This is a genomic window from Pedobacter gandavensis (assembly GCF_032678465.1).
Lineage (GTDB): Bacteria > Bacteroidota > Bacteroidia > Sphingobacteriales > Sphingobacteriaceae > Pedobacter > Pedobacter gandavensis_B.
Genome location: NZ_JAVTSK010000004.1, coordinates 294,617 through 321,410, shown reverse-complemented (window position 1 = coordinate 321,410; position 26,794 = coordinate 294,617). Strand labels below are relative to the sequence as shown.

Below are 26,794 nucleotides of genomic sequence, written 5' to 3'. Positions count from 1 at the left end.
TAAAACAATAAATGGTTATGAAATCATTACAATTTCTTCCAGGTAAACTGTAATTTCAATTTATAAAGACTGAGGGCATAAAAAAGGTTGCATCATCTTTTTGAATGATGCAACCTTTTTTTCAGTACAATCTGCTTATTGGAAATGAAGCCATTTTAATATTGTGCACCTTCGTACAATATATCATCTACGGGTTTCAGTGTTGGCAAAGCATTATAGCCCTTTCCAGATAATAAAGTGTAACCAGAATATATTAAAAACAGAAAATCGTCATTTTTTCCGTACAGCCCATCTCGCTGTTGAGCGTATTGCACTGTAGTATTAGGAAAACTTGGAGGTGTACCATTAGAGTATGTAAAGAGCAGTATATCGCTTCCTTTGGTATTACGTATGCGTTCTTTATTCAACACATCTGAGGTGATTACATTATAAGTTCCTGGTGTAATATTTCCATTGGCATCAAAGTTATTTTTTCCAGTTTCTCTCCTGGTGTAATCAAAATTAATGAAGTTTAATGGTTTGGCTCGTTGTTCAGGTATACATTCTTTTGTCGGATAACAGGCGATAAAAATATTTGCTCTCCAATTGGTGACATTCGAATGTACACCCTGTTTACCTTTATATTCAGCTTTTACATCTCTGTATTCAATTCTGGCATAAGGTTTAAGATATTCACCATAATTGATTTCGAAAAGAGCCGGAACATTTGTGTGGCTCGACAATTGTCTTAATCTAAAACTAATTGGAACTCCAGGTGTCTCTGCAGTAAAGCTGGAGTTTTCACTAAGTATTTGTTCAAAAGCGGCTATCCCCGAAATGGTGATGGGCGCTGAGCTTCCTTGCGGCCCTGTGAGTGCATATCTGATAATGGACGCATCCATTGCCTCTGTTTCTTGCTGGGTCAGGATATTCCCCCCACCAACAACACCTTTTAATATGTTGAACTTTTTTTGGATGGCACTTTGTAAAACAATGACATCAGATTCAGATTCTATAGTCATGATGCCCATTCTACCATAAGTCACACTACTTACATACATTGGACTCGTTCCCATAAAGAGTGATTTATCCATCCCTGTGCTGTCAAACAATTGCTGATCGTCAGGCACATCTACATCTATAGAAAAATTCTCCATAAAAAATTTAATAATGACACCAGACTTTTTTCTAATAACTTGCAAATCAACATCTTTTATAGTGTTTTTATCAAATGCCCATAGATCTAATTTTTTGTTATAGCCGTATAATGTTTTGAGTTTATCATAAGTATTAAAAGAACTCATTTCAGCCTGAAACCTTGCAGGAGCTATTTTCCCTGGGCTAAGTTGCGAAAGGTCTTTTAGCGCAGCATTAACAAACGCTCTACTGCTGGATGGTTTCAGAATGGTAGTTTTGGTAACTTTTCCAGATCCTACAGGCAAGCTGGTCGACATACTTGCCGGACGCATATAGGCCTCAATCCCTACCAGAGGTCTAGGGGCAAAATTCTCTGCAGTTATACTCTTTGCATCCAGAATTGCACCAGGGTATATACTCAAACCCATCTCGGGAGAGATCACAAATACATTTGATTGAAATTGTTCCATGGCACGAGATGTTAAATCATTTGGTCCATCTGATATCGTCCAATTGTCTGTGGGAAAGGATCCCATCGAAGTATTAGGGTTTGGCACCCCTCCATCTGCATTTAATTTTCTTCTGGATAATGCGTCGGCCAGTCTGCTGAAATCCTTATATTCATCTTTAACTGTAAAGGATGGTATCTTCAATTCCTTGAGGTCCTTCATCCAATCTTTTCCATTGTTGGCGGAGGCAGTCATAATTTCGGATTTACGACAGGCGGTAATGATGGTCAAAAAAAGTAGAATTAAGAATCCTGCTTTCTTCATATTTTTATTTTTAATAGGGGTATTCATTTATATTAAAATATATGTTTTGAGTTTAAACGCGATATTGTTGTTGTATTTTTGGCTATTCTCCAAAAGTCTTAGTTTAGTCTTTTCCCTAATTCGCAATATTCACTTTAAAGTTATTCCAGTAGTTACTAAAATCACTGACATAATTTAAAGTGTAGAAGAGTGGCACTCCGGGTGTTTCCGGGGAAAATTCCTGACCGGTAGCAAGGATTTCCATAAATCCTTCCAGGCCTTTGACAATTTTAAATACGTCTTTGCCATTAACACCTATGACATACACTTTCATAATCGAATTCTCAAGCAGGCTCATTTGTTCCTTTGATAAGCCAATTTCCGCTGAGATCAGCGGCTTACCACCTTCTGACACCAGTTTAGGAATAGGGAGCTTCAGTATAATATTAAGTGTTTTTACGACATCTTCATAGTTTGAATCAGATTCAAAGGTCATGATGCCTTTTCTTCCATAGGTAATCGAGGAAACGATCATAGGATCAAGAAGCCCAAATTTGGTTTTATCCGTCATATTTTTTATAAAAGGCAAACCAAGAGGGGGTTCAATGTTAATGGAATAATTTTCTTGCGTGAATTCGACTCTTACGCTGGTTTTTTTCGTACTAAACACGGAATTCTCCGTAGTCGTTATTCCTAAAATTCCACCAATATTTACATTGGCACCAAAAGATAACCTCAATTCATTGGTTCTTGAGAATGACTCCATATTAAAGCGGAATGCAGACAATTGCTTACCACTTCCAGCCTTTAATGCATCCCGAAGGTAAGATCTGTCTGCTTCAGGACTTGGTTTGGCTACTTCTCTTGAAGTACTGTCTGTAATAAAAGTCGCATACATTGTAATTGGATTACGCTCCGATGAGGGTAGTAGTAACGGTTTAATGGCGGATACATCAGTAATCTCTTCTCCTTTGATAATCGCTCCTAAATAGATGGATTTTCTAATCTCTGGATTAATTGCAGGAATATCTGTTGACCTCAGAAAAAGTGTTTTTCCTCCTGTCCATACGCTATCTTTTAATATTTCTACTGTATTTTGTTTCCTACTTTGCAGCAGGTTATTCAGAACTTTAGCATCAGATACTGTCACTTCTATAAAAGGGTTTGCTGCTCTTTTGGCTCCTTTAAACTGTGAAATATATCCTTCGGGACCTTTTGATTCCTCCTGCACAGCAGTATTCAAAGAATGGTCCTTTGTACAGGAATTTAATGTCGTGATCAACATTAAACCAGCGATAACGACTGGTAGTTTATAGCTATTTTTATTGCTGACGTTCATCTGTTATGTTTTTTGTTTTTAATTTAAACTGTTTAGCTGTTTTGATCATACCGCTAACACTTGGCTCGGGTAACAGATAAGTTTTTGGCGTTAATCTGTTGAAAGAGGGACTTCCGGATCGAAGCTGACTCGATGTAGCGAGAGAGTTTTCCTTTCTTGAGGCTAATGTATTTGAGATCCCTAAAATGGCAGAAATAGCAGGATCATTCTTTTCGCCGAAATCAACACTAACTTCGTCTTCGGTAGAAAGATCTGCAGGGAGGCCGTCAAAGAAGTCGCCCTCACCATGGGCATTCTTGTCCTGATACATGGCCAAGTACATTTTATACCGATCAATCCTGATGTCAAAAAAGCCTACAGGTTTCCCATAAGTTTTAACATTTGTGGCTCCATCAGTTGATACACCGATAATTTTCAGCTCCATATAAGGTTTTAAAACATTGATCAGGAGTTCACTGGAAGAGGCGGTTTTATTACTCACAATAAAGCTGACTTTTTTGACTTCAATTGAAGGACCCAACTGTTGTTCAAAAAGAAAGCTGTTCCCTGCAGGACTATAATCAAGATCCATTAATGTGGCGATCCTGCCATCAATATAAATTGGCTGGTCGCCACCATCCAGCAAAGGTTGATTTTTTAGCAAATCTGCTTTACCGTCCTGCATCATTTTATTATAAAATTCGGTAAACATAAGCTTTCCATTGGTTGAGGCAGGGGCTATCTTATTCGCCAGATATATTGCCGTACTTTGATAACCACCTCCATTATAGCGTAAATCAACCACCAATTCCGAAATGCCTGCTGTGGAGAACATACTGAAGATGGGATCTAAATATTTCCTGGAGTCTTCTTCATAGGTAAAGCTGTTGTAGGCGATATAACCAATCTTTTTCAGTCCTTCCTTAATGATTTTGTAGGCTAAGACGGGATTCTTACGGTAAGGTCTTTTACTCAACTGTACCGTTTTAGAATTCGGCTGCCCATTGGCCAGTTCCTCAATGGTTATCGTCATGCTCTGCTCCTTTAACGCAGCTGAAATAAAACTATAATAATCAGGTGTTGCTTTTGCAGTCTTGCCGTTAACCGCAATCACCTTCAGCCCTCTATGGAGCTTTAAAAGACCTGCCGATGAATTAGCATCAACATACAATAACCTGACCTCATTATTTGCTGTACCTACAAATGCGATCCCATAGTCATTATCCGACGTATTAATGTTGATATCTGTTGAAGGGCTCGCATTGATTTCAATGATGGAAGAGTATTTTGGCTTCGTTAAATTCAAGGCATTATATTCAAATGGATTGTTATTAAAAGGGTTAATGGCGAATTTGCTGATTGCCATGATTTCATCTTTATAAATTGCGATCTCATTATTGGCTCCGGCATTAAAAAATCTGGAGGGATTAAAGGTTGTTTTTGAAGGCAATTGTTCATTCCATAAATAGATCTGCTGAGCATACTGAAATATGGAGTCCAGATTACTGTTAATTTGGTCTTTTCTTTCTGTAATGGGATTGTTATCGTTCTCTGGAACCTGAGATTTTTTGCAGGCTGAAAAGTTGAGTGTAAAAAGAACCAGACCAATTATAAGGCTAGGTTTAGCCATATAATTGGTTCTTAGTTTCAGATGATCTTCTTTGTTATCTTTGATAATTTTCACTGAGGTAATTGCTATTTTACAATTCTGAAAGTAGACTTGTATGGCATGTTGTTTGTCAGATATTTTGCACTGAACTGAATAGGGACACCAGGATCAGATGCCGTAAATATCCCAAGATTATCGGAAAAGAATCCTGCTAAGGCCTCATAGCTACCAGGGTTGATAATCAGATCAGTGACCGTACCTAATGAACTTCCCAGCAGATAAACGGTGACCTTACATGAATTAAATACTTTCAGCTCATCGGAGCTAAAAGTTTCAGTTGATTTTCGAAATAATTTTTTCACGACTTTCTTCCAGGTAGTATGTACAACAGCGCTATCTGATTCCGATTCAACCATTAAAAAACCAAAACGACCATAGGTGACCGAATTGACATAAACTGGTGAGCTTCCCTGAAAAACACTTGCAGGAGTATTTACATAGTCTACCATTTCACCAACCTGTGGATTAGGGGTACTCAGGGTAAAGTTTTTCACCAGATAAGTGAGTATCAGACCTGTTTTACTGGTTATCTTAGAGCTGGATGAATTCATCGAGGTATTCGTTGAAGAAAACAACCTTTTCTCATTTATATTGTATCCAAAAGCAACCTTAGTTTCTTTGTAGGAGTTAATAAGGTAGGATTCTGTACTGAATTCTTCCAGTTGATTCCCTGAAAAAGAGGGATCCATCAAGGCATCTCTTAGAAATACTCTGGTTTGTGAAAGCGAGGGGGATAATATCCGACCAAATGATTTATCTGAAATGAAAGTAGTAGAAACATCGATGGGTAACTTTTTATAGCCAATTAATGGCGCAAAATCATCACTCGGTATGGAAGCACTTTTGATAATAGAGCCTGGATAAATATAAGTCTCATTATCAGGGGTAACTATCATTTCAGTAGATTCAAATTCCCGCACTAATCCTTCTGAGGAGGAATACTCTCCGATTAGCGTAGCTCCATTTTGCTTTCTGGCATTTAAAAGTTCCTCCATGCTCCTTCCACCCATGATTACAATAGGATCAACAAGTTCAACCTTCAGATCTTTAAACTTAGTAGCTAAAAGATTGCTTTTTTGATCCCCTTCCTGATCTAAGGAAGGGGATGTATACTTGTCTTTCTGACAGGAGAAATTAAGGACACTTAGCGAGATTGCCAGGCAATAAATAAACTTCTTCATGTTAGTTTGTAACGGTTACCTGGAACTTGTTCCAATAAGGCGAAAAATCACTCAGGTAATTCAGGGTATAGTACAATGGAACGCCAGGAGATTCTGGTGAGAATATTCCACCGCCTGCTAATATATCGGTGAATCCTGTAAGTCCTTGGACCACTTTAAATATCTGGTCTCCGTTAACACCGATGATATAAACTTTCATAACTGAAGTTTGAAGTGTCTTTATTTGCTCCTTTGTCATACCAAGGGTAACTCCTAAAGAAGAAGTGTCATTTCCGGCAACTTTATCCGCCGCTTCAACCAGCTTAGATATTGGCGCTTTCAAAACGATATTGAGCATTTGAGTTACACTTGAATAAGAAGAATCAGACTCAATGGTCATAATTCCTTTTCTTCCATAAACAATGGAACTAACAATCAGTGGGTCAGTATTGCCAAATTTGGTTGTATTTATAGGATCTTTAAGAAATGGTTGTTCAATAGGCGGTTCAATATTTACTGCAAAATTCTCTTGCGTAAATTCAACTCTAACACTCGTTTTCTTCTGACTAAATTTAGAGGAATCTAAGGCAGTTATATTTAAAAGGCCACCAATATTTACGTTTGCACGGAAGGCTAACTTCAACTCTTCATTCTTTTTAAAACTTTCCATTTGAAAACGGAAGGACGATAGTTGCTTACCACTCCCAGCTTTCAGGGCTGCGCGGATGTAAGATTTGTCTGAGTTAGGACTAGGGCTTTTAATAACTCTTGAAATACTGTCAGTTGGAAAATCTGCATATATCGTAATTGGATTTCGTTCTGCAGTGGTGGTTAGGACGGGAACAATCTTTGTAATATCGCCAAGATCTGTAGCTTTAACAATCGCACCTAAATAGATGACCTGTCTGACGTTATTATTAATTGCCGGAATCTCTGTAGAACGCATGAACAATGTGTTTCCAGTTTGGCTTTCCACCTCCAGCGTATTTTTCTTATGTAGACTAGCCAAGTTTTTTAGTGTCGCCGGATCTGACACATTGATCTTTATGGTCTCATTAGGAAGTCTTTTCATTCCTTTGAACTGTGAGACATAGCCTTTTGGACTTACATAGTCTTCTTTTGATATTTCAGTTGCTGTTTTCTCTTTTTTACACGAGTGTAAAACGGTTAAGCCTGTTAAGGCAACTACGGTTAGTAACACGTAATTCTTTTTCATAGTGTTCATTTTTGGTTTTGGATGAATTTTTATTTGTTGTAATGGAATTTTGAAAAGACTCCATCTAAACACCATCAGATTCTCAACAAAAGAAATTAATTAATTTATTTTAATAAAAACAAACACCATTATTAACTTAACATGCGTAATAAAGAGTATGTATTTATAATAGATAATTTAATTTCAATAATTGATATTTTTGGTATTATTTTCTAAACTTATATATAAAAATTATAATATTAAAAATATGATGACTTTTTTTATTTAAATTATTAAATCATTATTATTTTGTTACATTAAACAGTACTAATAATGGGTTTATGACCAAACAATAGATCAAGAGGAACTCTTAGAGAAATGGAATAAATTATGATCAGTTTATTTTTCCAAGCAGATTTTATGGATTCTATCCAATTGATACTTATATGATAGCATAGGAAATCCTCTTCTTCCCAATACCTATTATTTGACAGAGGTCTTGCCTAAAGGATATTACTCAGGTTTATAAACTACTAAAAAAGCCCTTAATCGCAAAATATAAGGGCTTTTAATTTGTGTTGGGAAAGATGCTGAGCCAACTATATCACAATTTAAATTACTTTTCTATAAGTTTAACAGGTATAAAATCACCATTCACATGATCGATTTTCATTTGGTATACCGAATTGGCATCACCAGCTAAAAAAGCACCTAAAACACCAAACATGCTTACTGCCAAGACATTTGCGCCGCTGGACGGTACTTTAACTTACCGGCATAGAAGAAATTATCATTTCTTTTCTCTAAGAGATAATAGCCGTACTCAGTTGCTATATAAGGCTTTCGATTATGAACAATAGCATAAACATCTTTTAATTTGACCTTTTGTTGTTTATCACCTGAACCTACAGAATAAACTTCATGGATACGCCCATCCTCCTCTTTTACAGTTATCTGAGCATCAGGATATTGCTAAACAAAAGATTGATAGTTGACATATAAGCCCGGTACAAATTCTGAAATACTATAAAGCTTTAAATTTCGCTTCTCCAGACTATCTATTTTGACGATATCAGACATCGAGTATAGTAAGGAATCTGAAGGCTTAACGGAGAGATTAGTAGATACAAAATCGATGATAACACTACCTGCCTTCTTTAACAAAGGATTGGTCACATCAATACCGGATTTCAGAGTATAAGTGGTATCGATACTGGCAATGTAGCTATAATTATTATTTTCAACAGCATACAGCGAAGCCCTAAAGGAAAAGGTACCTCTCTCGCTTGTGGTTTTAGTTAATTCAGAAAAGTGCAACTCTCTCAATTGAAATAGTAATTCTTTTTTGACCGCATTGTGATCTGTTAAAGCAACAAGTGCATCGCTCAACTGAGTAGAAAGTGAAGGTTCAGCAACAACTGCAGTCTTTTCATTGAACATCCCTGTTTGTACAAAACCCATCCCCATTAAAGAAGTATCAGATCTGGAATCTACAAAACTGATACTGTTATAATTGCTTTGCAATATTTTTTGTTTAGGTACAATCAGCTTGAATTTCTTGGTGTTTTCCTGAGCATAGCAATTAAGAAAAACACCTAATAAGCTAACTAATAATAAGATTTTTGCACATTTAAGTAAGAGGTTAATAAAGCAAAAAAGCCTTTAAATCTTATGATCTAAAGGCTTTTCTTGTTGTGTCGGGGTGGCAGGATTCGAACCTACGACCTCCTGCTCCCAAAGCAGGCGCGATACCGGGCTACGCTACACCCCGAACTGGTATCAATCTTTTTTACTGGTCATTATAAAACTTCTTTTCCAAGTAGTTTGTGTCGGGGTGGCAGGATTCGAACCTACGACCTCCTGCTCCCAAAGCAGGCGCGATACCGGGCTACGCTACACCCCGAACTGGTATCAATCTTTTTTATTGGTCATTATAAAACTTCTTTTCCAAGTAGTTTGTGTCGGGGTGGCAGGATTCGAACCTACGACCTCCTGCTCCCAAAGCAGGCGCGATACCGGGCTACGCTACACCCCGAACTGGTATCATCTTTCTCCCTCTTTCGGAGGGCTGCAAAGACACGATTTAATTATTGGTAAAACCAATTTTTCGTGATCTTTAACTCAGCGGAGAGGGCGGGATTCGAACCCGCGGTACCGTTGCCAGTACGACAGTTTAGCAAACTGTTCCTTTCGGCCACTCAGGCACCTCTCCTTTTCAATTAACTTTCCCGCTTTAAACAAAAACCGTTGCTGTTTTTCGGGATTGCAAATATAGGAAGATGATTGATAGTTCCAAAAAAAAATTAAACATTTTGTAGGTAATCTATACGCACATGATAGATGCTCATCAGCATCGTCTTGAATATCAACTTTATAGTTTCTAAATCTTTTAAAGTAATATCGCAATTATCTAATTGATTTTGTTCTAATTTATAGTTAATGATCCTTTCGACCAGGTCATTTATGCTTTGCGCGTCCGGATTTTTGAGACTTCTTGAGGCTGCTTCGACCGAATCTGCCAGCATTAACACGCCAGTTTCCTTAGAAAAAGGGATTGGACCAGGGTAACGAAAGATGTTTTCGTCCACAAATTTCTCCGGAGAGTTCTTCAAAAAGGACTGATAAAAATAATCTACCCGTGTATTTCCATGGTGGGTTCGGATAAAATCGATCACACTTTCCGGTAATTGATGCCTGCGGGTGATTTCTATTCCTTTATGAACATGTTTAATGATGATCTGGGCACTTTGCTCATAAGGCAACTTATCATGTGGACTAAGCGCCGTATTTTGATTCTCTATAAAGTACTGCGGATTCTCAATTTTACCGATATCATGGTATAGCGCACCGGCTCTTACCAATAAGGAATTCCCTCCTATCTTAAAGATCGCAGCTTCTGCAAGGTTGGCCACCTGTAAAGAATGCTGGAAGGTACCAGGAGCTTTGAAGGCCAGCTCCCTCAATAATTTATTATTGGTATTCGTCAATTCAATTAATGCGACATCTGAAGTGATGCCAAACAACCTTTCAAAAGCATAGATGAGCGGATAGGCCAATAAGGACAATAGTACGCTAATAATGAAAGGCACAAAATTAAGCCATTCGATCTCGCTGAAAGATCCTTCCCTTAACAAACCGATGCCAAGAAAGGATACAAAGTAAGCGGAGAGGATAAATAAAGCGGACAACAATAACTGTTCTCTTTTGATCAGGTTTCTAATACTATATATAGCGACCATTCCTGAGGTGATCTGATAGAAAACAAATTCAAAACTATTCGGCACAAAGAAACCGGCAATCAGGATCACTAATAAATGTAAATAAAGTGCCAGACGTGTATCAAACAAAATTCGGATGATAATCGGAACAATACAGAAAGGTATATAATAGATGCTCGGCAAATTCAATTTAATGGCCCAGGTTAAACAAAGCAACATGGTCGTGATCACCAATAGCAATAATGACAATTGGCGGTTATCTGCAAAAATATCCTTCCTAAATAACTTCAGGAAGAACATCAGCAAGCTCACAATAAAACCTACGAGTAATATTTGTCCGAGGTAAACCAGTTTGCTATCTCCAATGGTTTTCGTTTGTGCTTCATACGCTTCTTTAAAAGAGAGTAGTTTTTGATAAATTTCATCATCCACTACATTGTCTTTTGCAATGATCAATTCTCCTTTTTGCACCATCCCCCGCGTTGTAGAAAGACTATTTACCGTATTTTCCTGAACGATACTGGTCAGCTTTTCATCAAAAAGAATATTAGGTTGTAAATGATCTTCCACCAAGCCCACAATCATTTCTTTAATCTTGAGATTCACTGAAGTAAAGTTCTTTTCAAAGTACTCCAGAGCAGAAGGCACAGTAAACACATCCTGCGTACTTAGGTTCTTACTGATGTTATTGGTGAGGAGTGCAAAATCATAATATTTGTTCCCCTTTTGGTGTTTCACATTCATGGCAATGATGCCTCTGTTGTAAATGGATTCCAGCAGCTTAATAGAAGCCGCTTTATAAGCCGCTTTCTCTTCTTCAGGAAAAGCATTGGTCTTCCATTTCACATCAAACTCATTCGTATAGGCTTCTTCTACACTATGAATCAACTCTGTATTCATCTTATAGATGGGCAAAACATTACTTAAAGCATCTTTTTTATCCGTTGCGACCTGAGGCATCGTTTTTAAGATGGCAAAGCTGAAGGGAGAAACCAGATCCTTATTTTTCCAGATTTCCCCTTTTTCAAACTCATACCTAAACCTGGGTTGCTTAGGTAAAAACACCGTTATGATCAATACGGAAAGCACCATCATCACATATTTGATATTTGATGAATACTTGCGGTAAAGCACCCTGTGGGAATTCTTCTTGATTTTTGCCAAAATGGTATAAATTGATTTGATTCAAAAATAATACAATTTTTCCTCATATCGGCTTTTGAGTCAGCTTATCCTAAGGAAGGATCGCATTTACAAAGATTTAACTTGTAAATATGAAAGATAATCCGTTACTTAATGATATCAAATTAACATCATTATGTATCAGGAAAAAATCATTACTCCCCCATCTGGCTATCTTACATTTGTATTATTCCTAGCGCTCCTAGGCGGCGGAATTTATGCATTGGCCACAAAACAGTTTGGCATTGGCGCATTCGTGCTTGGCCTAAACTTCCTACTTGTTTTACCAGGATTGATCATCAACAATCCAAACGAATCCAAAGTACTGACCCTTTTCGGGAAGTATGTAGGCACAGTGAAGACCGATGGTTTTTTCTGGGTTAATCCATTAACCATTAAACAGAAAGTATCCCTGAAAGCAAGAAATCTAAATGGTCATCAAATTAAAGTAAATGACAAACTGGGAAACCCAATTGAAATTGCGGCGGTAGTGGTATGGCAAATTCAGGAAACTGCAAAGGCGATGTTTGCCGTTGAAGATTACCTGCAATATGTAACTATCCAAAGCGAAGCGGCAGTGAGGCATCTGGCCAATATCTTTCCTTACGACAACTTTGAAGATGAAGAGGCCACCATTACTTTAAAAGATGGTGCCGAAAAAGTGAGTTCATTATTAGAAGCAGAATTAAGCGAACGTTTATCAAGAGCAGGTATTGAAGTGATTGAAGCGAGAATTTCCCATTTGGCTTATGCACAGGAAATTGCCAGCGCCATGCTTCAACGTCAGCAGGCTACTGCGGTAATTGCCGCCCGAAAACTTATTGTAGAAGGTGCAGTTAGCATGGTAGAAATGGCTTTAGAACGCTTATCAGAGAAGAAGATAGTAGAGTTAGACGAAGAACGCAAAGCTTCAATGGTGAGCAACCTTTTAGTTGTTCTTTGCGGTGACAGGAACGTACAGCCTGTCGTAAATACAGGCACCTTATATAATTAACCTGCAGAAAACATGTCTGAGAAAGATAAAAAAGCTTTTGCTTTAAGAATCAATCCTGCCCTGCTCAAAGAAATTGAAAACTGGGCTTCGGATGAATTCAGAAGTATAAACGGGCAAATAGAATACCTGTTGAATGAAGCTGTGAAATCGAAAAGAAAACGACGGATAAACAAAAATGATACAGATGAACATCGTTAAAAACGATAGACTTTAACCAGCAGATACTACTAATTACTTAACTTTGCTTTCAACCAAAATAATAAAACATCAATGAGAGAAGTAGTTATAGTATCTGCAGTTAGAACCCCGATAGGAAGTTTTGGTGGTTCATTATCAAGCTTTTCAGCCCCTCAACTGGGAGGTATAGCCATTAAGGCTGCTGTAGAAAAAGCAGGCATTAGCCTTGCTGACATTCAGGAAGTATATATGGGCAATGTATTGTCTGCCAATATTGGCCAGGCACCAGCAACTCAGGCCGCGAAGTTTGCCGGTTTACCGGATCTCCCTGCGACCACCATTAACAAAGTGTGTGCTTCAGGAACCAAAGCCATTATGCTGGCTGCACAAAGCATCGCCCTGGGTGAAAATGACATCATCGTTGCAGGTGGTATGGAAAGCATGAGCAATGTTCCCTATTATCTGGATAAAGCAAGAAACGGATACCGTTTGGGTCATGGTCAGTTGACGGACGGACTGGTAAAAGACGGTCTATGGGACGTATATAATGATTATCACATGGGTTCTGCCGCTGAATTATGTGCTGCAGAATGTGAAATTAGTCGCGAAGATCAGGATGCTTTTGCCATTAGTTCTTATGAAAAGGCTCAGGCTGCCCAAAATTCTGGAAAATTCGATTCAGAAATTGTGCCTGTACCTGTAAAAGACCGCAAAGGCGAAGTGACGCTCATCTCAAAAGATGAGGAGCCATTCGCAGTAAAATTTGATAAAATCCCAAGCTTAAAACCTGTATTCAAAAAAGATGGTACAGTCACCGCAGCAAATGCCTCGACTTTAAATGATGGTGCGGCTGCATTGGTACTCATGAGTGCAGATAAAGCAACAGCACTTGGATTAAAACCATTGGCAAAAATTCTTGCCTACGCTGATGCACAACAAGCACCAGAATGGTTTACCACTGCTCCGGCGAAAGCAATTCCATTGGCCTTAAAAAAAGCAGGTAAAACCATCAGCGACGTAGATTATTTCGAAATAAACGAAGCTTTCTCTGTGGTTTCTTTAGCCAACAACAAATTATTGGAGTTAGATGGAGAAAAAGTAAACGTAAATGGTGGTGCCGTAGCCATAGGACATCCACTGGGTGCTTCGGGCGCAAGAATTGTAGTGACTTTATTAGGCGTATTGGCCCAAAATAATGGAAGTATCGGTGTAGCCGGAATTTGTAATGGCGGTGGTGGTGCCAGCGCAATAGTTATTGAAAAGCTAAAGTAAATGTTCAAGACTTCATCAAAACCTATTCTTTTAGTCCTAATTTTATGCTGCGTAATGACCATAGTTCATGCGCAGCATACTTTCCCCCTATCCAATATCCCGGCAATAGCCAGGCTTCAGGATTCTTTAATCCGCATCAGTGATCAGACTGAAAACGCGCCAAACAATCAGGCACGTTTTGCAGCAAATGCACACTTCATAAAAACATTGGTAGTGGCACTAAAAACTCCCGGATCATTTAACCAGAATTTTGACTCCTTAAAAAGAGTCGCTGTTCTGAATGCTCCAGATAAATCTTTCCGCGTCTTCACCTGGTACCTTCCCATAGATGACGGTACTTATCGTTACTTCGGCGCCATACAAATGGCCAGCAAAGACGGAAAACTTAAGTTGTTCCCTTTAATAGATATGACAGAACAACTGAAAGATCCCAATGTCATTACGGATCATAAGAACTGGTATGGAGCCTACTACTATCAAATCGTTCCACTGAACAATAATGGTAAAGCAACTTCCTATGCTTTGCTTGGCTGGAAAGGAAACAATAGTAAAACGTCTAAAAAAATAATCGAAGTATTGTCGTTTGAAAAGGGAGAACCCAGCTTCGGAAAAGCCATATTCATACAGCCTAAAAATCAGGCAAACAACCGAATGATCTTTGAATACAATAAGCTCAACTCCATGACCCTGACAATGGACAAAAGTGTAAATATGATCGTTTTTGATCATCTTGCTCCTTTCAGTGAAGAAATGACAGGAAATTTTGAATATTATGCTTCCGACCTAAGTTTTGATGCGTATAAAGTGACAGGAGGCAAACTTAAACTCGTTGAGAATGTGGAACTAAAGAACGACCCCAATGATCTGGACGAGCTCTATATTGACCCCAAAGACAAAAAAATCCAGGCAATTAAGAAGCTTTAATGCATGGTTATACCCTCCTAAACTACTTTAAAAATTTGTGAGTTTGAGTCCGGGTGCCTATCTTGCGCGATGGTTTATTTTAATATCAAACAAAAACCCTACCAAAACACAAGCCTCTCGATTATTTATTTATAAGAACTAACTGAACCTTTCAATAAATTATTACACAAAAAAACCAACACATGAATGCACAAAATTTGGACACTCCAAATAACTTTTTTGAGAGTAAGGTACTAGGACATCCGGCAGGACTGTTTGTTCTATTCTTTACAGAGATGTGGGAAAGATTCTCCTACTACGGGATGCGCGCATTACTAGTGCTGTTTCTAACTTCATCCATTATTGGTGACAATCCAGGATGGGGATGGCCTAGAGCTCATGCATTAGCAATTTATGGTTCTTATACAGGTTTAGCTTACCTTACCCCTATTTTAGGTGGTTACATTGCCGATAGGATTATCGGATACCGCTGGGCGGTGATTGTAGGTGCCGTATTAATGACCCTAGGCCATTTATCGATGGCCATTGAGATTGACCATTTCTTTATGTACCTGGGCTTATGTCTATTGGTAATTGGAAACGGTTTCTTCAAACCAAACATGACTTCTATCATCGCACAGATGTATAAAAAACACCCGGAGAAAAAAGATGGTGCTTATACCATTTTCTATATGGGTGTAAACGCAGGTGCATTTTTAGGAATGTTGCTGTGTGGTTATATCGGCGAAAGTAAAGACTGGGGATGGGCTTACGGATTCGGTTTAGCCGGTATCTTTATGTTCATCGGTATGCTTCAGTTCTATTTCACACAAGGTATTTTTGGAAATATTGGTTTAAAACCAGTTAAAAATGAAGTGGAAGAAACTTCTGACAACCTGGAAGAATCAACAAGAAATCCTTTCTCTAAATTTGATCTTGTATTGATCGGTCTGATTGCAGCAATCGGTCTATCATGGATCATCAATGACCCGGTTTCCAAGATCACCAGCATGAATTTATTTGCATTTAATGTGGGAGGCCTGGAAGGTAGTAATTTTATGATCATTACCGCATTGGTACTTTTCGTATTCATTCTGATCAAAAGGATCAGTCAGTATACTCCTGTATTACGTGATAAAATGATTGCAGTAATTATCCTGGCCTTTATCACCATTTTCTTCTGGGCATCTTTTGAACAGGCAGGTGGTTCCATGACAATCTTTGCAAAAGATTATACTCAACGACTTTTAACAGGTGATTCTAAGGTAATTTTCAATATTGTAAATACCCTAATTACAGTAATTCCTCTAATGATCATCTCATATGTATTGTTAAAGTTGTTTTCTAAGACTTTCGGCAAATACTCTATTGGTAATATCATTTTAGCTTGTGGTTTCATCATCATTTGGGTGATCGTGATTTACATGCTTAAAAATCAATATGCTGAAGTGAAATCAGAAGTTCCGGCAACCTGGTTCGGTATTCTGAACTCTCTATTCATCATCAGCTGTGCACCAATCGTATCTAAGCTTTGGGAAAGTAAATACAATCCATCTGCTACCTTTAAAAACGGTTTCGGAATGATCCTTTTAGGAATTGGTTTCGCAGCACTTGCTTACGGTGCAAGCAGTATCCCTCAGGGAGCTGCTGTAGCTTCGGTAAGTATGATCTGGTTGGTATTGGCCTACTTCTTCCATACCATGGGGGAGCTGTTCATCTCTCCGGTAGGTTTATCTTATGTAAGTAAACTGGTTCCTGGAAGAATGATTGCCATTATGTTTGGTATCTGGTATTTAGCGATTGCGATCGGAAATAAGATTGCAGGTACCATGGGTGGTATGATCGATGAGATCACTTCAAAATATTCTATGAGTACTTTCTTCCTGATCTTCACCTTCATCCCTATCGGATTAGGCCTGATCATCATGATGCTAACTCCAGTATTAAAACGCTTAATGCACGGAGTAAAATAATTAAAAGCAAGCCTTTGGAACTCTCCAAAGGCTTTTTTTACTAACAGATCAATTACAATATAAGATATGGCTGAAAATCTTACTTTAGAACAAATTCAGGATTTCAAGGGCAAGTATCCAAAACAACTTTGGTACCTGTTCTTCTCTGAAATGTGGGAACGCTTCTGTTTCTACGGAATGCGGGGAATGCTCACCTATTTCATGGTGACACAATTAATGATGAAAGATGGCGATGCCAATCTTCAGTACGGTGCCACTCAGGCCTTCGTATATGCTTTCACCTTTATTGGTGGACTCTTTGCAGATAAAATCCTGGGATTCAGAAAATCACTATTCTGGGGTGGTATTCTCATGATTGTCGGCAGTGCAATCCTATCCTACGATCCACATCAGTTTTTCTTTCTGGGGATCAGTTTCACAGTAGTAGGTACCGGTTTCTTTAAGCCAAACATTTCTACTATGGTGGGTTCATTGTACAAAGGAAATGACCCCCGCCGGGACGCCGGTTTCTCACTGTTCTATGCAGGGATTAACATTGGTGGTTTATTGGGTGGTTATGCCTGTATCTATTTAGGAAAAACCTATTCATGGCATTTGGCTTTTGGACTTGCCGGAATTGTAATGACCATCAGTTTGTTAACCTTTATCTTTACTAAAAGAAGTCTGGGGCCAATCGGATTATCTCCATTTAAAGACGAAGAGCTCACCGTTATCTTACCTGAAAGTCTGGATGGCAAATTACCAGCAGAACCTGCAGTAGTAAAAACGAAAGCCATCAATAGAAAATGGTACGACTACGCTGTGTATGCAGGTTCATTGGCCATTATTCCAGTGATCATGACGATGGTTGCCAAAACACAATATACCGACTGGTTTATGTACATCATCGGCCCTGCTACTCTGGTTTACATCATTTATGAAATGAGTAAATACGGATGGGAAGAACGTAAAAAACTAATTGCGGCTATCATTTTTATTCTCTTTTCTATTGTATTCTGGGGGATTTATGAACAAAGCGGTGGTTCTATGGCACTTTTTGCAGCCAGAAATCTCGACGACAAACTACTTGGTGTCATCACTTTGGATCCAAATGGAGTAAACAATTCGGCCAACTCTTTCTTTGTGATCATCTTTGCCTTTGTTTTCAGTCTGGTATGGATTGGACTAGCAAAGAAAAAGATTGAACCAAATACTGTGGTTAAATTCGGTTTAGGATTTTTATTCCTCGCTGGTGGTTTCTTTATCTTGTACAGTACCCGTTTCTTTGCGAATGCGCAAGGTATCGCTTCATTAGACGCCTTTACCCTATCTTATCTTGTCATCACCTTCGGTGAACTTTGTCTCTCTCCTATAGGCTTATCTATTATGACCAAATTATCACCTGTTAAACTACAAGGTGTCATGATGGGAATGTGGTTCCTTGCCAGTGCATACGGACAATATGTTGCAGGTATTTTAGGTGCAAACATGGCTAAGGGTGGAGACAATGATACGACAGCTCAAAAATTAATCACCTTCACAGAAGGCTATAAGCAATTGGCGATTTATGCCTTAATTGCTGGAATATTATTAATTATCTTATCACCAATGGTGAAAAAACTAATGGGAGACGTCAAGTAATCTCATTTTATGGTGATTTAACACAATTAACCCTCGGTATTAGAATATACTGAGGGTTTTTTCGTTAAGAATCCATAATTTCGCTCCTAAATTTATTTTACGTGTCAGACAGTCTAATTATTATCCCTACTTACAACGAGAAAGAAAACATTGAGAAAATCATCAGAAAGGTTTTTTCCTTGCCTTATTCCTTTGAAATCCTGATTATCGATGACGGTTCTCCCGATGGGACAGCTGCCATTGTAAAAGGATTACAAAAAGAATTTGCTTCACTACACATCGAGGAAAGAACAGGGAAATTAGGTCTGGGTACAGCTTATATTCATGGTTTTCGCTGGGCATTGTCCCGTCCACAATACGAATATATTTTTGAGATGGATGCTGACTTCTCTCACAATCCTGACGATCTGATCAGACTTCGCGAAGCATGTTTGAAGGGAGCAGACCTGGCTATTGGCTCTCGATATGTAAATGGGGTAAATGTAGTGAACTGGCCTATGAGCAGAGTATTGATGTCTTACTTTGCCTCTATGTATGTTAGAATCATTACCAGGATTGACATTCAGGATGCCACAGCAGGTTTTAAATGTTATACCAGACGTGTTTTAAATACCATTCCTTTAGACAAAATCAAATTTGTCGGTTATGCCTTCCAGATTGAAATGAAGTTCACTGCGATCAAATATGGCTTTAAGGTGGTAGAGGTTCCAATCATCTTTACAGACCGTACTGAAGGTACATCAAAAATGAGCACGCGTATTTTTAGAGAAGCTTTTCTAGGGGTGATTCAAATGAAAGTCTGGAGTTGGTTTAGAAATTACAAAAAGTAATTTCTTATTCCTTGCGGGCTTTTCCATCCCGCATCATCGTTCCGAAATCCCAGTTTTTATCCATCGCATTTACAATTCTGACCAATCTCTTAGTTCTTGTTGCTTCTGTTTTAGCTGAGTTTAACCAATTGATGTACCAGTTTTGATGAGATTTTGGCAGCTTTAAAAATCCTTCCAGCCATTGCGGTTCATCAGAAAGGCAAACTTCCAGGTCATCGGGCATGAGAATTTTAAAATCAGGGTCCTCTTCCAGCATCAGGGAGACTATTCCTCCTTTATCTTTTTTCAACTTTTTACGCAGGAGCTGATTCAGTGCAATGATAAAGTCTCCTGATCCCATTGGCACCAATGCCAGGCCGGCTATATTCACCTGATCCAGCATACCCCTTACACGGTAACTTTTCCTACAGTCTGCTTTAATGGCATTCGCAATTTCAAATGGAACAAAAATATACGTCCAACCCGTTTTTTCGCCCATTTCTGCGAAGCGTTCTATCTCTGCTTTAAAAGTCACCATATTTAAATTTAGTAAAGAATATACGCTTTACAAAAAACTAAAACTTCTCTTCCACACCTAAGCCAAACAATGCGAAATCGTATTTTACAGGATCTAAAGGGTCAAATTCAGCAAGCTTTCTAGTCAATTCCACTGCAGTTTGCCAATCCGTTTGCTTTCTGCTGATCATCCCAAGTCTACGCGCAACCCGATCTACATGAACATCACATGGGCAAATTAAATCTGCGGGCTTCAGGGTATTCCATAGACCAAAATCAACGCCCTTATTGTCTGTTCTCACCATCCAGCGTAAAAACATATTGAGGCGTTTACAAGTTGATTTTTGCTTTGGTGAAGAGACATGTTTAATGGTTCGTCTCGGAAAATCAGGCAGACTAAAGAAATAAGACCTGAAATGATTTAAATATTGTTCTGTTCGAGGTGCTGCTTTCTCTAATTCTGATAACATACAGGCAGCCGAAGCGTAGCTTTTTTGTGCTTTCCTTTTTAAAGGAACCTCTGTTAGGTACTCCTCCCTAAATATGGGCTTTGGGGCAAGAAATGCTGTTTCCAGGCTATCCGATTGTTCATAATGATACTTAAAGAAGGAAACAAAATACAATAAATCTGTATCATTGAATGTGCGATGCTTAAACCCCAGCAAGCCTTTAAGATCTTGATCGCTATGTTGTATCATAAAATCATAGGGCGAATTGTCCATCCGTTCAAACAGCTCTGTACATTTATTGATTATGGTTTTGCGTTGCCCCCATGCTAAAATTGCCGCAAAGAATGCGGCAATTTCAACGTCTTGTTTCTTAGAAAAACGGTGGGGAATGCAAATCGGATCATTGGTGATAAAATTAGGCCTGTTGTACTGCTCAACCTTATAATCCAAAAAATCTTTAAGTTCCAGGAATTCCAATATTTCTTATTTTAGTAATTTTAAATTAGCTTAAAGCCTGTTCTAAATCTGCAATTAGATCGTCAATATCTTCGACTCCTACACTCAGGCGTAAAAGATTATCAGTTACCCCGACTTTTTCGCGCTCTTCTTTAGGAATAGAACCATGCGTCATACTTACCGGGTGATTGATTAAAGATTCAACTCCACCCAGAGATTCCGCAAGTGTAAATACTTTAAAGGAGGAAGCAATCCTGAAAGTCTCCTGAAGGTCAGCTCCTTTTAAAGTAATGGACACCATCCCGCCAAAACCTCGCATTTGTTTCTTCGCGATGTCATGATTAGGATGATCTTCAAAACCAGGCCAATAGATCTTATCTACTTTTGGATGTGTTTTTAGAAAACGTGCTACTTTTTCACCGTTCTCACAATGTGCTTTCATACGCAAATGAAGTGTTTTAATTCCTCTCAAAACCAGGAAAGCATCCTGAGGTCCTGGTGTAGCGCCACAAGCATTGTAAATAAACCAAAGGTCTTTGTACAATTGTTCATCGTTCAATAATAAAGCGCCCATCACCACATCAGAGTGACCACCAATATATTTGGTCACTGAATGCATCACGATATCTGCGCCCAGATCAATTGGATTCTGAAGATATGGGGAAGCAAAAGTATTGTCGACCGTTAAAATCAGGTTCTTTTCTTTAGTGATTTTGGCAATACCTTCAATGTCGATGATCTGCATTGTTGGATTTGTAGGGGTTTCAATCCATACCAATTTCGTTTTATCATTGATATATGGCAACATGTTTTCTGGCTTAGACAAGTCCAGAAAATGGAATTTAATGCCATATTTTGCATAAACCTTAGTGAAGATTCTATAAGACCCACCGTATAAATCATTTCCGGTGATCACTTCATCCCCTGGCTGCAACAGTCTTAAAACTGTATCGGTAGCACCCATTCCACTTGAAAAAGCCAAACCGTATTTAGCATTTTCCAAAGCGGCCAGACAATCTTCCAATGCTTTACGCGTAGGATTGGTACCTCTTGAATATTCATACCCCTGGTGATCTCCAGGAGATTTTTGCCAGTAGGTAGAGGTTTGATAAATTGGAGTCATTACTGCTCCTGTAGATGGGTCAGGTTCCTGACCAGCATGTATAGCTTTTGTTGCGAACTTCATAGGTTTTTATTTTGTTCTATTTCAGCCTTAAACTGATACCCCAGGTGTTTCCCTGTTGGGTAACCGCTTCCGGCCAACATGGATTGTTTTTGATTTAAAGTTACGTCTTTTATTTGCGCATAAGGGGGAATAATCAAATCAGCGCCCAGGCAGAACAAAATTGACCTTTCAATGATATCTGTAAGGATTTCCCGAGTCACCAGGTTAGCCGAAAAATCCTGATATAAAAAGCCTAATGCGCCCTCCCCTTCTACTATAAAATGTTTTTCTTTATTGATGAGAATTCTTGCAATCAGCGATCCCTGATCTGCAAGGCGATTATATTTGATAGAATCGGCGAGAAAATTATGGATAAAGATCACTCCACAATAGCTCAAAGATGAATTATCTTTTATGTATTTCGTTTGAAATATGGAATGACCTTCCCCAAAGTTAAACACATTACTGTGCATAGAGACGACCATCATATCGCCTGAGAATTTTAGCTGTACCTCAAACTTATTATTCTCTTTGTAATCAATCTCTACAGAGGGATCCTTCGATTGATAATCATGTTTCAATTTTCCAGCGGTTGCTATGAGCTGCTTTTTTAGCAACTCATAGACTTCCGTCGTATTTCTATAGATCTCTTGTTTTAAAGAGGCTTTATCTTCAAGTTCAGTAAGTATTCTGGCGTAATTTTCTGTGTCCATCTTTTAATTTTTGTTTCCTTTATCGCGCCAATTACTGCTTTGATTAATAAGCGCGGGCAAATAACACCCTCTGTTTAGATGGCTTGCCTGAATAAATACAAACACCCTCTTCCTGCTTATTGTTTAAAGGAACACACCTAATGGTTGCTTTTGTCTCTTCCTTAATCTTTTGTTCTGTTTCCGGTGTACCATCCCAATGCGCAGAAACAAATCCTGTTTTACCATCTAACAACTCTTTCAATTCATCGTAAGAATTTGCTTCAGTAGTATGTTCATCACGGAATTTCAATGCTTTATTATAAATGTTTGACTGAATTTCATCTAACAACTGAACAATAAAAATGTCAAGACCTTCCTGAGCAACGGTTTGTTTCTCTCTTGTATCTCTTCGGGCAAGTTCAACAGTCCCATTTTCCAGATCACGGCCACCGATTGCTAAGCGAATTGGTACACCTTTCAACTCATATTCAGCGAATTTAAATCCTGGACGCTGTGCTTCACGATCATCGTATTTCACAGATACTCCAAGACTTTTCAATTTTGCAGTCAGTTCGTCTACATAATTACTGATATTTTTAAGGTCTTCCTCATTTTTATGGATTGGGACAATCACCACTTGAATTGGGGCTAATTTTGGAGGCAATACCAAACCTGCATCATCACTATGAGCCATGATCAAAGCACCCATTAAGCGTGTCGAAACACCCCATGAACTCGCCCACACATGTTCAATTTTACCTTCTTTATTGGTGAACTTCACGTCAAATGCTTTCGCGAAATTTTGTCCGAGGAAGTGAGAAGTACCTGCTTGTAAAGCTTTACCATCCTGCATCAATGCCTCAATACAATAAGTATCTAATGCACCAGCAAAGCGCTCATTTGGTGTTTTAACACCCTTAACTACAGGCATAGCCATCCAGGTTTCCGCGAAGTCAGCATATACCTCTAACATTTTTTCTGTTTCTTCAATAGCCTCTTCAGCGGTAGCATGTGCGGTATGTCCTTCCTGCCATAAAAATTCGGTGGTACGAAGAAATAAACGTGTACGCATTTCCCAGCGCACCACATTCGCCCATTGATTGATCAGTAAAGGAAGATCACGGTAAGACTGGATCCATCCTCTGTAGGTATTCCAAATAATGGTTTCAGAAGTTGGTCTAACAATTAATTCCTCCTCCAGTTTCGCCGTTTCGTCTACGATAATATTTCCAGTTCCATCATTTTTAAGACGGTAATGTGTCACAACGGCACACTCAGTGGCAAAACCTTCTACGTGTGATGCCTCTTTAGAAAAATATGACTTAGGAATGAATAAAGGAAAATAAGCGTTACTATGTCCTGTATCTTTAAACTTTTTGTCTAAAACCGCCTGTATTTTCTCCCAAATGGAGTATCCGTAGGGTTTAATCACCATACATCCTTTAACAGAGGAATGCTCTGCCAGATCGGCTTTCATAACAATGTCGTTATACCACTGCGAATAATCTTCATTTTTACTTGTAATACCTTTGCTCATAACTATTTGGAATGTTTTTTGTGTAACTTTGCTTGAAATGTAGTTTACAAATTTATAAATTTATAGCCTACAAAAAAGCGTGTGACACACAAACAACACATATAGTTATGAAACCTAGACATTTAATCACCAGCATGCTGGCCTTGACAACAGTAGTTGTCGCGTCCTGCTCTGCGCCAAGGTATGCGCAGCAAGGTGCTCAAGCGGATGATGTGTACAACTCGAATGCAAAAGCCCAAATTTATACGCCTCAACCTAGAGTCGTTCCCAGTCAGGATGATTATTACGATTCCAATGATGAATATTACGGCACCAGTGATCCTTATTATGACATGGATTACTCTTCCCGTATCAATAGATTTTCTTACGCTAGTCCATGGAGATCCTATTATGATCCTTACTTCGACGGTGGTTTCGGCTACGGTGGTGGATATGGCTATGGTGGTTTTTCTTTAGGTCTTAGCTTTGGTTCTGCCTGGGGCAACCCATGGTATGGATGGGGCGGTGGCTATTATCCTTCATTTGGATATAATCCTTGGTATCCAGGATGGGGCGGTGGCTTTTATCCAGGATGGGGAGGCGGTTTCTATCCAGGATGGGGCGGCGGTATCATTATTGGATCAAACACTGGAAGGACTTACAATGCACCAAGACCTTCAAGAGGCTACGGCGATAGAAGTTATGGTGGCAGCAGTGTAAGAGGTTCCGGAAATACCAGAAGTGATAGAAATGGCAATGTCATTTCCCGTGGAAGTAGAGCTGACTCTTATATTCCAAACAGAACACAAGGCAATGTTCAAAGACCAGCAGGTTCAAGCAACAGACCTACACGTTCTCAGGGTTATGATAATGGCAGACAGGAGCCACAAGCCAGACCTACAAGAGATAGCTACAGACCACAACCACAGAATACACCATCTTATACCCCATCCCGTGGTGGAGATATGGGCGGAGGTAGATCCTCAGGCGGTGGTAGCACCGGAGGTGGCGGCGGTAGATCTTCTAGAGGTGGAAGAGGCTAATCAGGTCCAATAATTATCATTCAGAAAACAAACATGAAAAAAATTCTATCCTCCTTAGTGGCTATAGTAGCCACTACAGGTTCTTTATATGCTCAATATAGCCCTGATGCCTTGAGATTCTCTCAAACTAATTATGGTAGCACCAGCCGATTTAAAAGTATGGGTGGCGCACAAATTGGTGTTGGTGGCGACATGAGTTCATTAGGTGGTAACCCTGCAGGACTTGGCTTGTTCACCAAATCAGAATTTAGCTTCACCCCTGAATTCAATATGATGAAAGGAAAAGCTGATTTTCTTGGAGAAAGAACAAACGCTTCTAAAAACAGATTGAACCTGAATAATGTAGGTGCTGTTTTTTATAATCCTACTTTCAAACCAAAAGGTCAGGACCCTACTAAAGGTGTGATCAGTACAGTTTTTGGTGTAGGTTATAGCCGTAATAATGATTTCACTGGCAAATTCAGCTTTAATGGAACCAACAATCAGAATTCCATTAATAATTATTTTGCAGAGGAGGCTAATTTTTTCACTCCTGGAGATCCAACTACCCTGGCTAATTACAGCATAGAAAAAATGGCTTATGACAACTATTTAATTAACTATGATGCAGCTAATGATACTTATTTACCTGCAACCAGGGCTCCGTACCGCCAAAGTCAATCAGAAATTAGAACAGGATCTACCTCAGAGATGAATGTAGCTGGTGCTTTAAACATCTCTAATAAGGTGTATGTGGGTGCCAGTTTGAACTTTATCACTTCAAGGTATGAAAGTGACCGTATGTTCAGAGAAACAGGTTACAATACTGGTGTAGCTAGTAACTACACTTCAGATTACAGAGTAAATTCAGATGTTAAAGGGACAGGGTTCAATGCCCGTTTAGGTATCATTTACAGACCTGATGCAAATTTACGCGTAGGTGCAACTTATCAGTCGCCGAGCTGGATGTATTTTGATGATGTTCAAGCCCATTCTTTATCAACAACATATTCTGCAGGGGATAAAGAAGGTATCTTTACAAATACTCCAGGCATTTCAGGTGTTACTTATCAATTGCGTACACCAGGAAAAGGATCCCTGGGTGCAAGTTACGTAATCGGAGGCAGAGCGTTAATTTCAGCAGACGTTGACTATGTTGACTATACCTCCATTAAATATTCCCTTGATCAGGACAACAACCAGGGAGCGGTGAATTCAGCTAACGATTTCATTAGAGACAACTACCAAAGTGCCGTTAACTATAGATTTGGAGCAGAGTTCAAGGTAGACAATAGCTTCAGTTTAAGAGCAGGTTATGGAAACAATGGAACTCCAATCAAAAATGACAACAACTCTTATTTTGCTACTAAATTTTACACTGGTGGTCTAGGTTACCGTGTCAATAACTACTATTTAGATCTTGCTTACCAACGTGTAGAAAATAATGTTGATTTGGATAGCTACTTTTTAAATGATCAATCTGAACCCGTTGCCAATATTAAAACAGGTAAAAATAATATCTTTTTAACCTTTGGTGTAAGGTTCTAACCCTGTAGACGCTATTGGTTTAGGCGCATAAAAAAGGGAAGTTGATTTAAAATCAGCTTCCCTTTTTCTATT

The 26,794-nt window shown here is 38.8% G+C and carries 22 protein-coding genes and 4 tRNA genes; 10 read left to right on the top strand and 16 right to left on the bottom strand.

Annotated elements, in window-relative coordinates:
* Nucleotides 1–155 precede the first annotated feature (155 nt).
* From R2Q94_RS10015 to R2Q94_RS09995, 5 genes are all read right to left on the bottom strand, one after another.
* Entirely contained in the window at nucleotides 156–1,889 is a 1,734-nt protein-coding gene (locus tag R2Q94_RS10015; protein WP_316821312.1) for a thiol-activated cytolysin family protein, read from the bottom strand.
* A 115-nt stretch (nucleotides 1,890–2,004) separates the two neighbouring features.
* The gene (locus R2Q94_RS10010; protein WP_316821311.1) at nucleotides 2,005–3,207 is read right to left on the bottom strand and encodes a thiol-activated cytolysin family protein; all 1,203 of its coding nucleotides are present in this window, start codon (nucleotides 3,205–3,207) and stop codon (nucleotides 2,005–2,007) included.
* A complete protein-coding gene (locus R2Q94_RS10005) occupies nucleotides 3,191–4,870 on the bottom strand; it encodes a S41 family peptidase (protein WP_316821310.1) in 1,680 nt (559 codons plus the stop codon). Before R2Q94_RS10005 ends, R2Q94_RS10010 begins: the two co-directional genes overlap by 17 nt.
* A gap of 11 nt (nucleotides 4,871–4,881) precedes the next feature.
* Nucleotides 4,882–6,036 (bottom strand): thiol-activated cytolysin family protein, encoded by a 1,155-nt coding sequence (locus R2Q94_RS10000; RefSeq protein WP_316821309.1) that lies wholly within the window; start codon nucleotides 6,034–6,036, stop codon nucleotides 4,882–4,884.
* A 1-nt stretch (nucleotide 6,037) separates the two neighbouring features.
* Nucleotides 6,038–7,231 carry a thiol-activated cytolysin family protein gene (locus R2Q94_RS09995; protein WP_316821308.1) on the bottom strand — a complete coding sequence of 398 codons (1,194 nt, stop codon included), beginning with the start codon at nucleotides 7,229–7,231 and terminating at the stop codon, nucleotides 6,038–6,040.
* 704 nt (nucleotides 7,232–7,935) lie between these two features.
* Between R2Q94_RS09995 and R2Q94_RS09990 the strand changes: the two genes are divergently transcribed.
* A complete protein-coding gene (locus R2Q94_RS09990; protein WP_316821307.1) occupies nucleotides 7,936–8,070 on the top strand; it encodes a hypothetical protein in 135 nt (44 codons plus the stop codon).
* 112 nt (nucleotides 8,071–8,182) lie between these two features.
* Here the strand turns inward: R2Q94_RS09990 and R2Q94_RS09985 are convergent, their stop codons facing one another.
* From R2Q94_RS09985 to R2Q94_RS09960, 6 genes are all read right to left on the bottom strand, one after another.
* Complete coding sequence (locus R2Q94_RS09985; protein ID WP_316821306.1) at nucleotides 8,183–8,734, bottom strand: hypothetical protein; 552 nt, start codon at nucleotides 8,732–8,734, stop codon at nucleotides 8,183–8,185.
* Between the two features lie 173 nt (nucleotides 8,735–8,907).
* Nucleotides 8,908–8,981, bottom strand: a tRNA-Pro gene (locus R2Q94_RS09980).
* A 58-nt stretch (nucleotides 8,982–9,039) separates the two neighbouring features.
* Nucleotides 9,040–9,113, bottom strand: a tRNA-Pro gene (locus tag R2Q94_RS09975).
* Nucleotides 9,114–9,171: 58 nt separating this feature from the next.
* Nucleotides 9,172–9,245, bottom strand: a tRNA-Pro gene (locus tag R2Q94_RS09970).
* 90 nt (nucleotides 9,246–9,335) lie between these two features.
* A tRNA-Ser gene (locus tag R2Q94_RS09965) sits at nucleotides 9,336–9,422 on the bottom strand.
* Between the two features lie 91 nt (nucleotides 9,423–9,513).
* A complete protein-coding gene (locus R2Q94_RS09960) occupies nucleotides 9,514–11,592 on the bottom strand; it encodes an HD family phosphohydrolase (protein WP_410478536.1) in 2,079 nt (692 codons plus the stop codon).
* A gap of 154 nt (nucleotides 11,593–11,746) precedes the next feature.
* Between R2Q94_RS09960 and R2Q94_RS09955 the strand changes: the two genes are divergently transcribed.
* The 7 genes from R2Q94_RS09955 (at nucleotide 11,747) to R2Q94_RS09925 (ending at nucleotide 19,379) form a co-directional block, all read left to right on the top strand.
* Nucleotides 11,747–12,604, top strand: a complete 858-nt coding sequence (locus tag R2Q94_RS09955; RefSeq protein ID WP_316821305.1) for an SPFH domain-containing protein — start codon at nucleotides 11,747–11,749, stop codon at nucleotides 12,602–12,604.
* 12 nt (nucleotides 12,605–12,616) lie between these two features.
* Nucleotides 12,617–12,802, top strand: coding sequence for an Arc family DNA binding domain-containing protein (locus R2Q94_RS09950; protein WP_316821304.1), 186 nt, complete (start codon nucleotides 12,617–12,619; stop codon nucleotides 12,800–12,802).
* 72 nt (nucleotides 12,803–12,874) lie between these two features.
* Nucleotides 12,875–14,053, top strand: coding sequence for an acetyl-CoA C-acyltransferase (locus tag R2Q94_RS09945; RefSeq protein WP_316821303.1), 1,179 nt, complete (start codon nucleotides 12,875–12,877; stop codon nucleotides 14,051–14,053).
* Between the two features lie 54 nt (nucleotides 14,054–14,107).
* Entirely contained in the window at nucleotides 14,108–14,977 is an 870-nt protein-coding gene (locus tag R2Q94_RS09940) for a hypothetical protein (protein WP_316821302.1), read from the top strand.
* A 182-nt stretch (nucleotides 14,978–15,159) separates the two neighbouring features.
* A complete protein-coding gene (locus R2Q94_RS09935; RefSeq protein ID WP_316821301.1) occupies nucleotides 15,160–16,929 on the top strand; it encodes a peptide MFS transporter in 1,770 nt (589 codons plus the stop codon).
* Between the two features lie 66 nt (nucleotides 16,930–16,995).
* Entirely contained in the window at nucleotides 16,996–18,549 is a 1,554-nt protein-coding gene (locus R2Q94_RS09930) for a peptide MFS transporter (protein ID WP_316821300.1), read from the top strand.
* Between the two features lie 101 nt (nucleotides 18,550–18,650).
* Nucleotides 18,651–19,379, top strand: a complete 729-nt coding sequence (locus R2Q94_RS09925; protein WP_316821299.1) for a polyprenol monophosphomannose synthase — start codon at nucleotides 18,651–18,653, stop codon at nucleotides 19,377–19,379.
* A gap of 4 nt (nucleotides 19,380–19,383) precedes the next feature.
* Here R2Q94_RS09925 and R2Q94_RS09920 read toward each other — a convergent pair whose 3' ends face one another.
* The 5 genes from R2Q94_RS09920 to proS are packed head-to-tail and all read right to left on the bottom strand — an operon-like array spanning nucleotide 19,384 to nucleotide 24,173.
* Nucleotides 19,384–19,896, bottom strand: coding sequence for a YdeI/OmpD-associated family protein (locus R2Q94_RS09920; RefSeq protein WP_316821298.1), 513 nt, complete (start codon nucleotides 19,894–19,896; stop codon nucleotides 19,384–19,386).
* Between the two features lie 37 nt (nucleotides 19,897–19,933).
* Nucleotides 19,934–20,800 (bottom strand): TIGR02757 family protein, encoded by an 867-nt coding sequence (locus tag R2Q94_RS09915; protein WP_316821297.1) that lies wholly within the window; start codon nucleotides 20,798–20,800, stop codon nucleotides 19,934–19,936.
* Between the two features lie 25 nt (nucleotides 20,801–20,825).
* Nucleotides 20,826–21,965: a cystathionine gamma-synthase gene (locus R2Q94_RS09910; RefSeq protein ID WP_316821296.1), complete on the bottom strand. Its 1,140-nt coding sequence runs from the start codon at nucleotides 21,963–21,965 to the stop codon at nucleotides 20,826–20,828.
* Nucleotides 21,962–22,657, bottom strand: a complete 696-nt coding sequence (locus R2Q94_RS09905) for a hypothetical protein (RefSeq protein ID WP_316821295.1) — start codon at nucleotides 22,655–22,657, stop codon at nucleotides 21,962–21,964. Before R2Q94_RS09905 ends, R2Q94_RS09910 begins: the two co-directional genes overlap by 4 nt.
* Nucleotides 22,658–22,700: 43 nt before the next feature.
* Nucleotides 22,701–24,173, bottom strand: a complete 1,473-nt coding sequence (proS, locus tag R2Q94_RS09900; protein ID WP_316821294.1) for a proline--tRNA ligase — start codon at nucleotides 24,171–24,173, stop codon at nucleotides 22,701–22,703.
* Between the two features lie 107 nt (nucleotides 24,174–24,280).
* Between proS and R2Q94_RS09895 the strand changes: the two genes are divergently transcribed.
* Both R2Q94_RS09895 and R2Q94_RS09890 read left to right on the top strand, forming a co-directional pair.
* Entirely contained in the window at nucleotides 24,281–25,195 is a 915-nt protein-coding gene (locus tag R2Q94_RS09895) for a hypothetical protein (protein WP_316821293.1), read from the top strand.
* 33 nt (nucleotides 25,196–25,228) lie between these two features.
* Nucleotides 25,229–26,722: an OmpP1/FadL family transporter gene (locus R2Q94_RS09890; protein ID WP_316821292.1), complete on the top strand. Its 1,494-nt coding sequence runs from the start codon at nucleotides 25,229–25,231 to the stop codon at nucleotides 26,720–26,722.
* The last annotated feature ends 72 nt before the right edge of the window (nucleotides 26,723–26,794 follow it).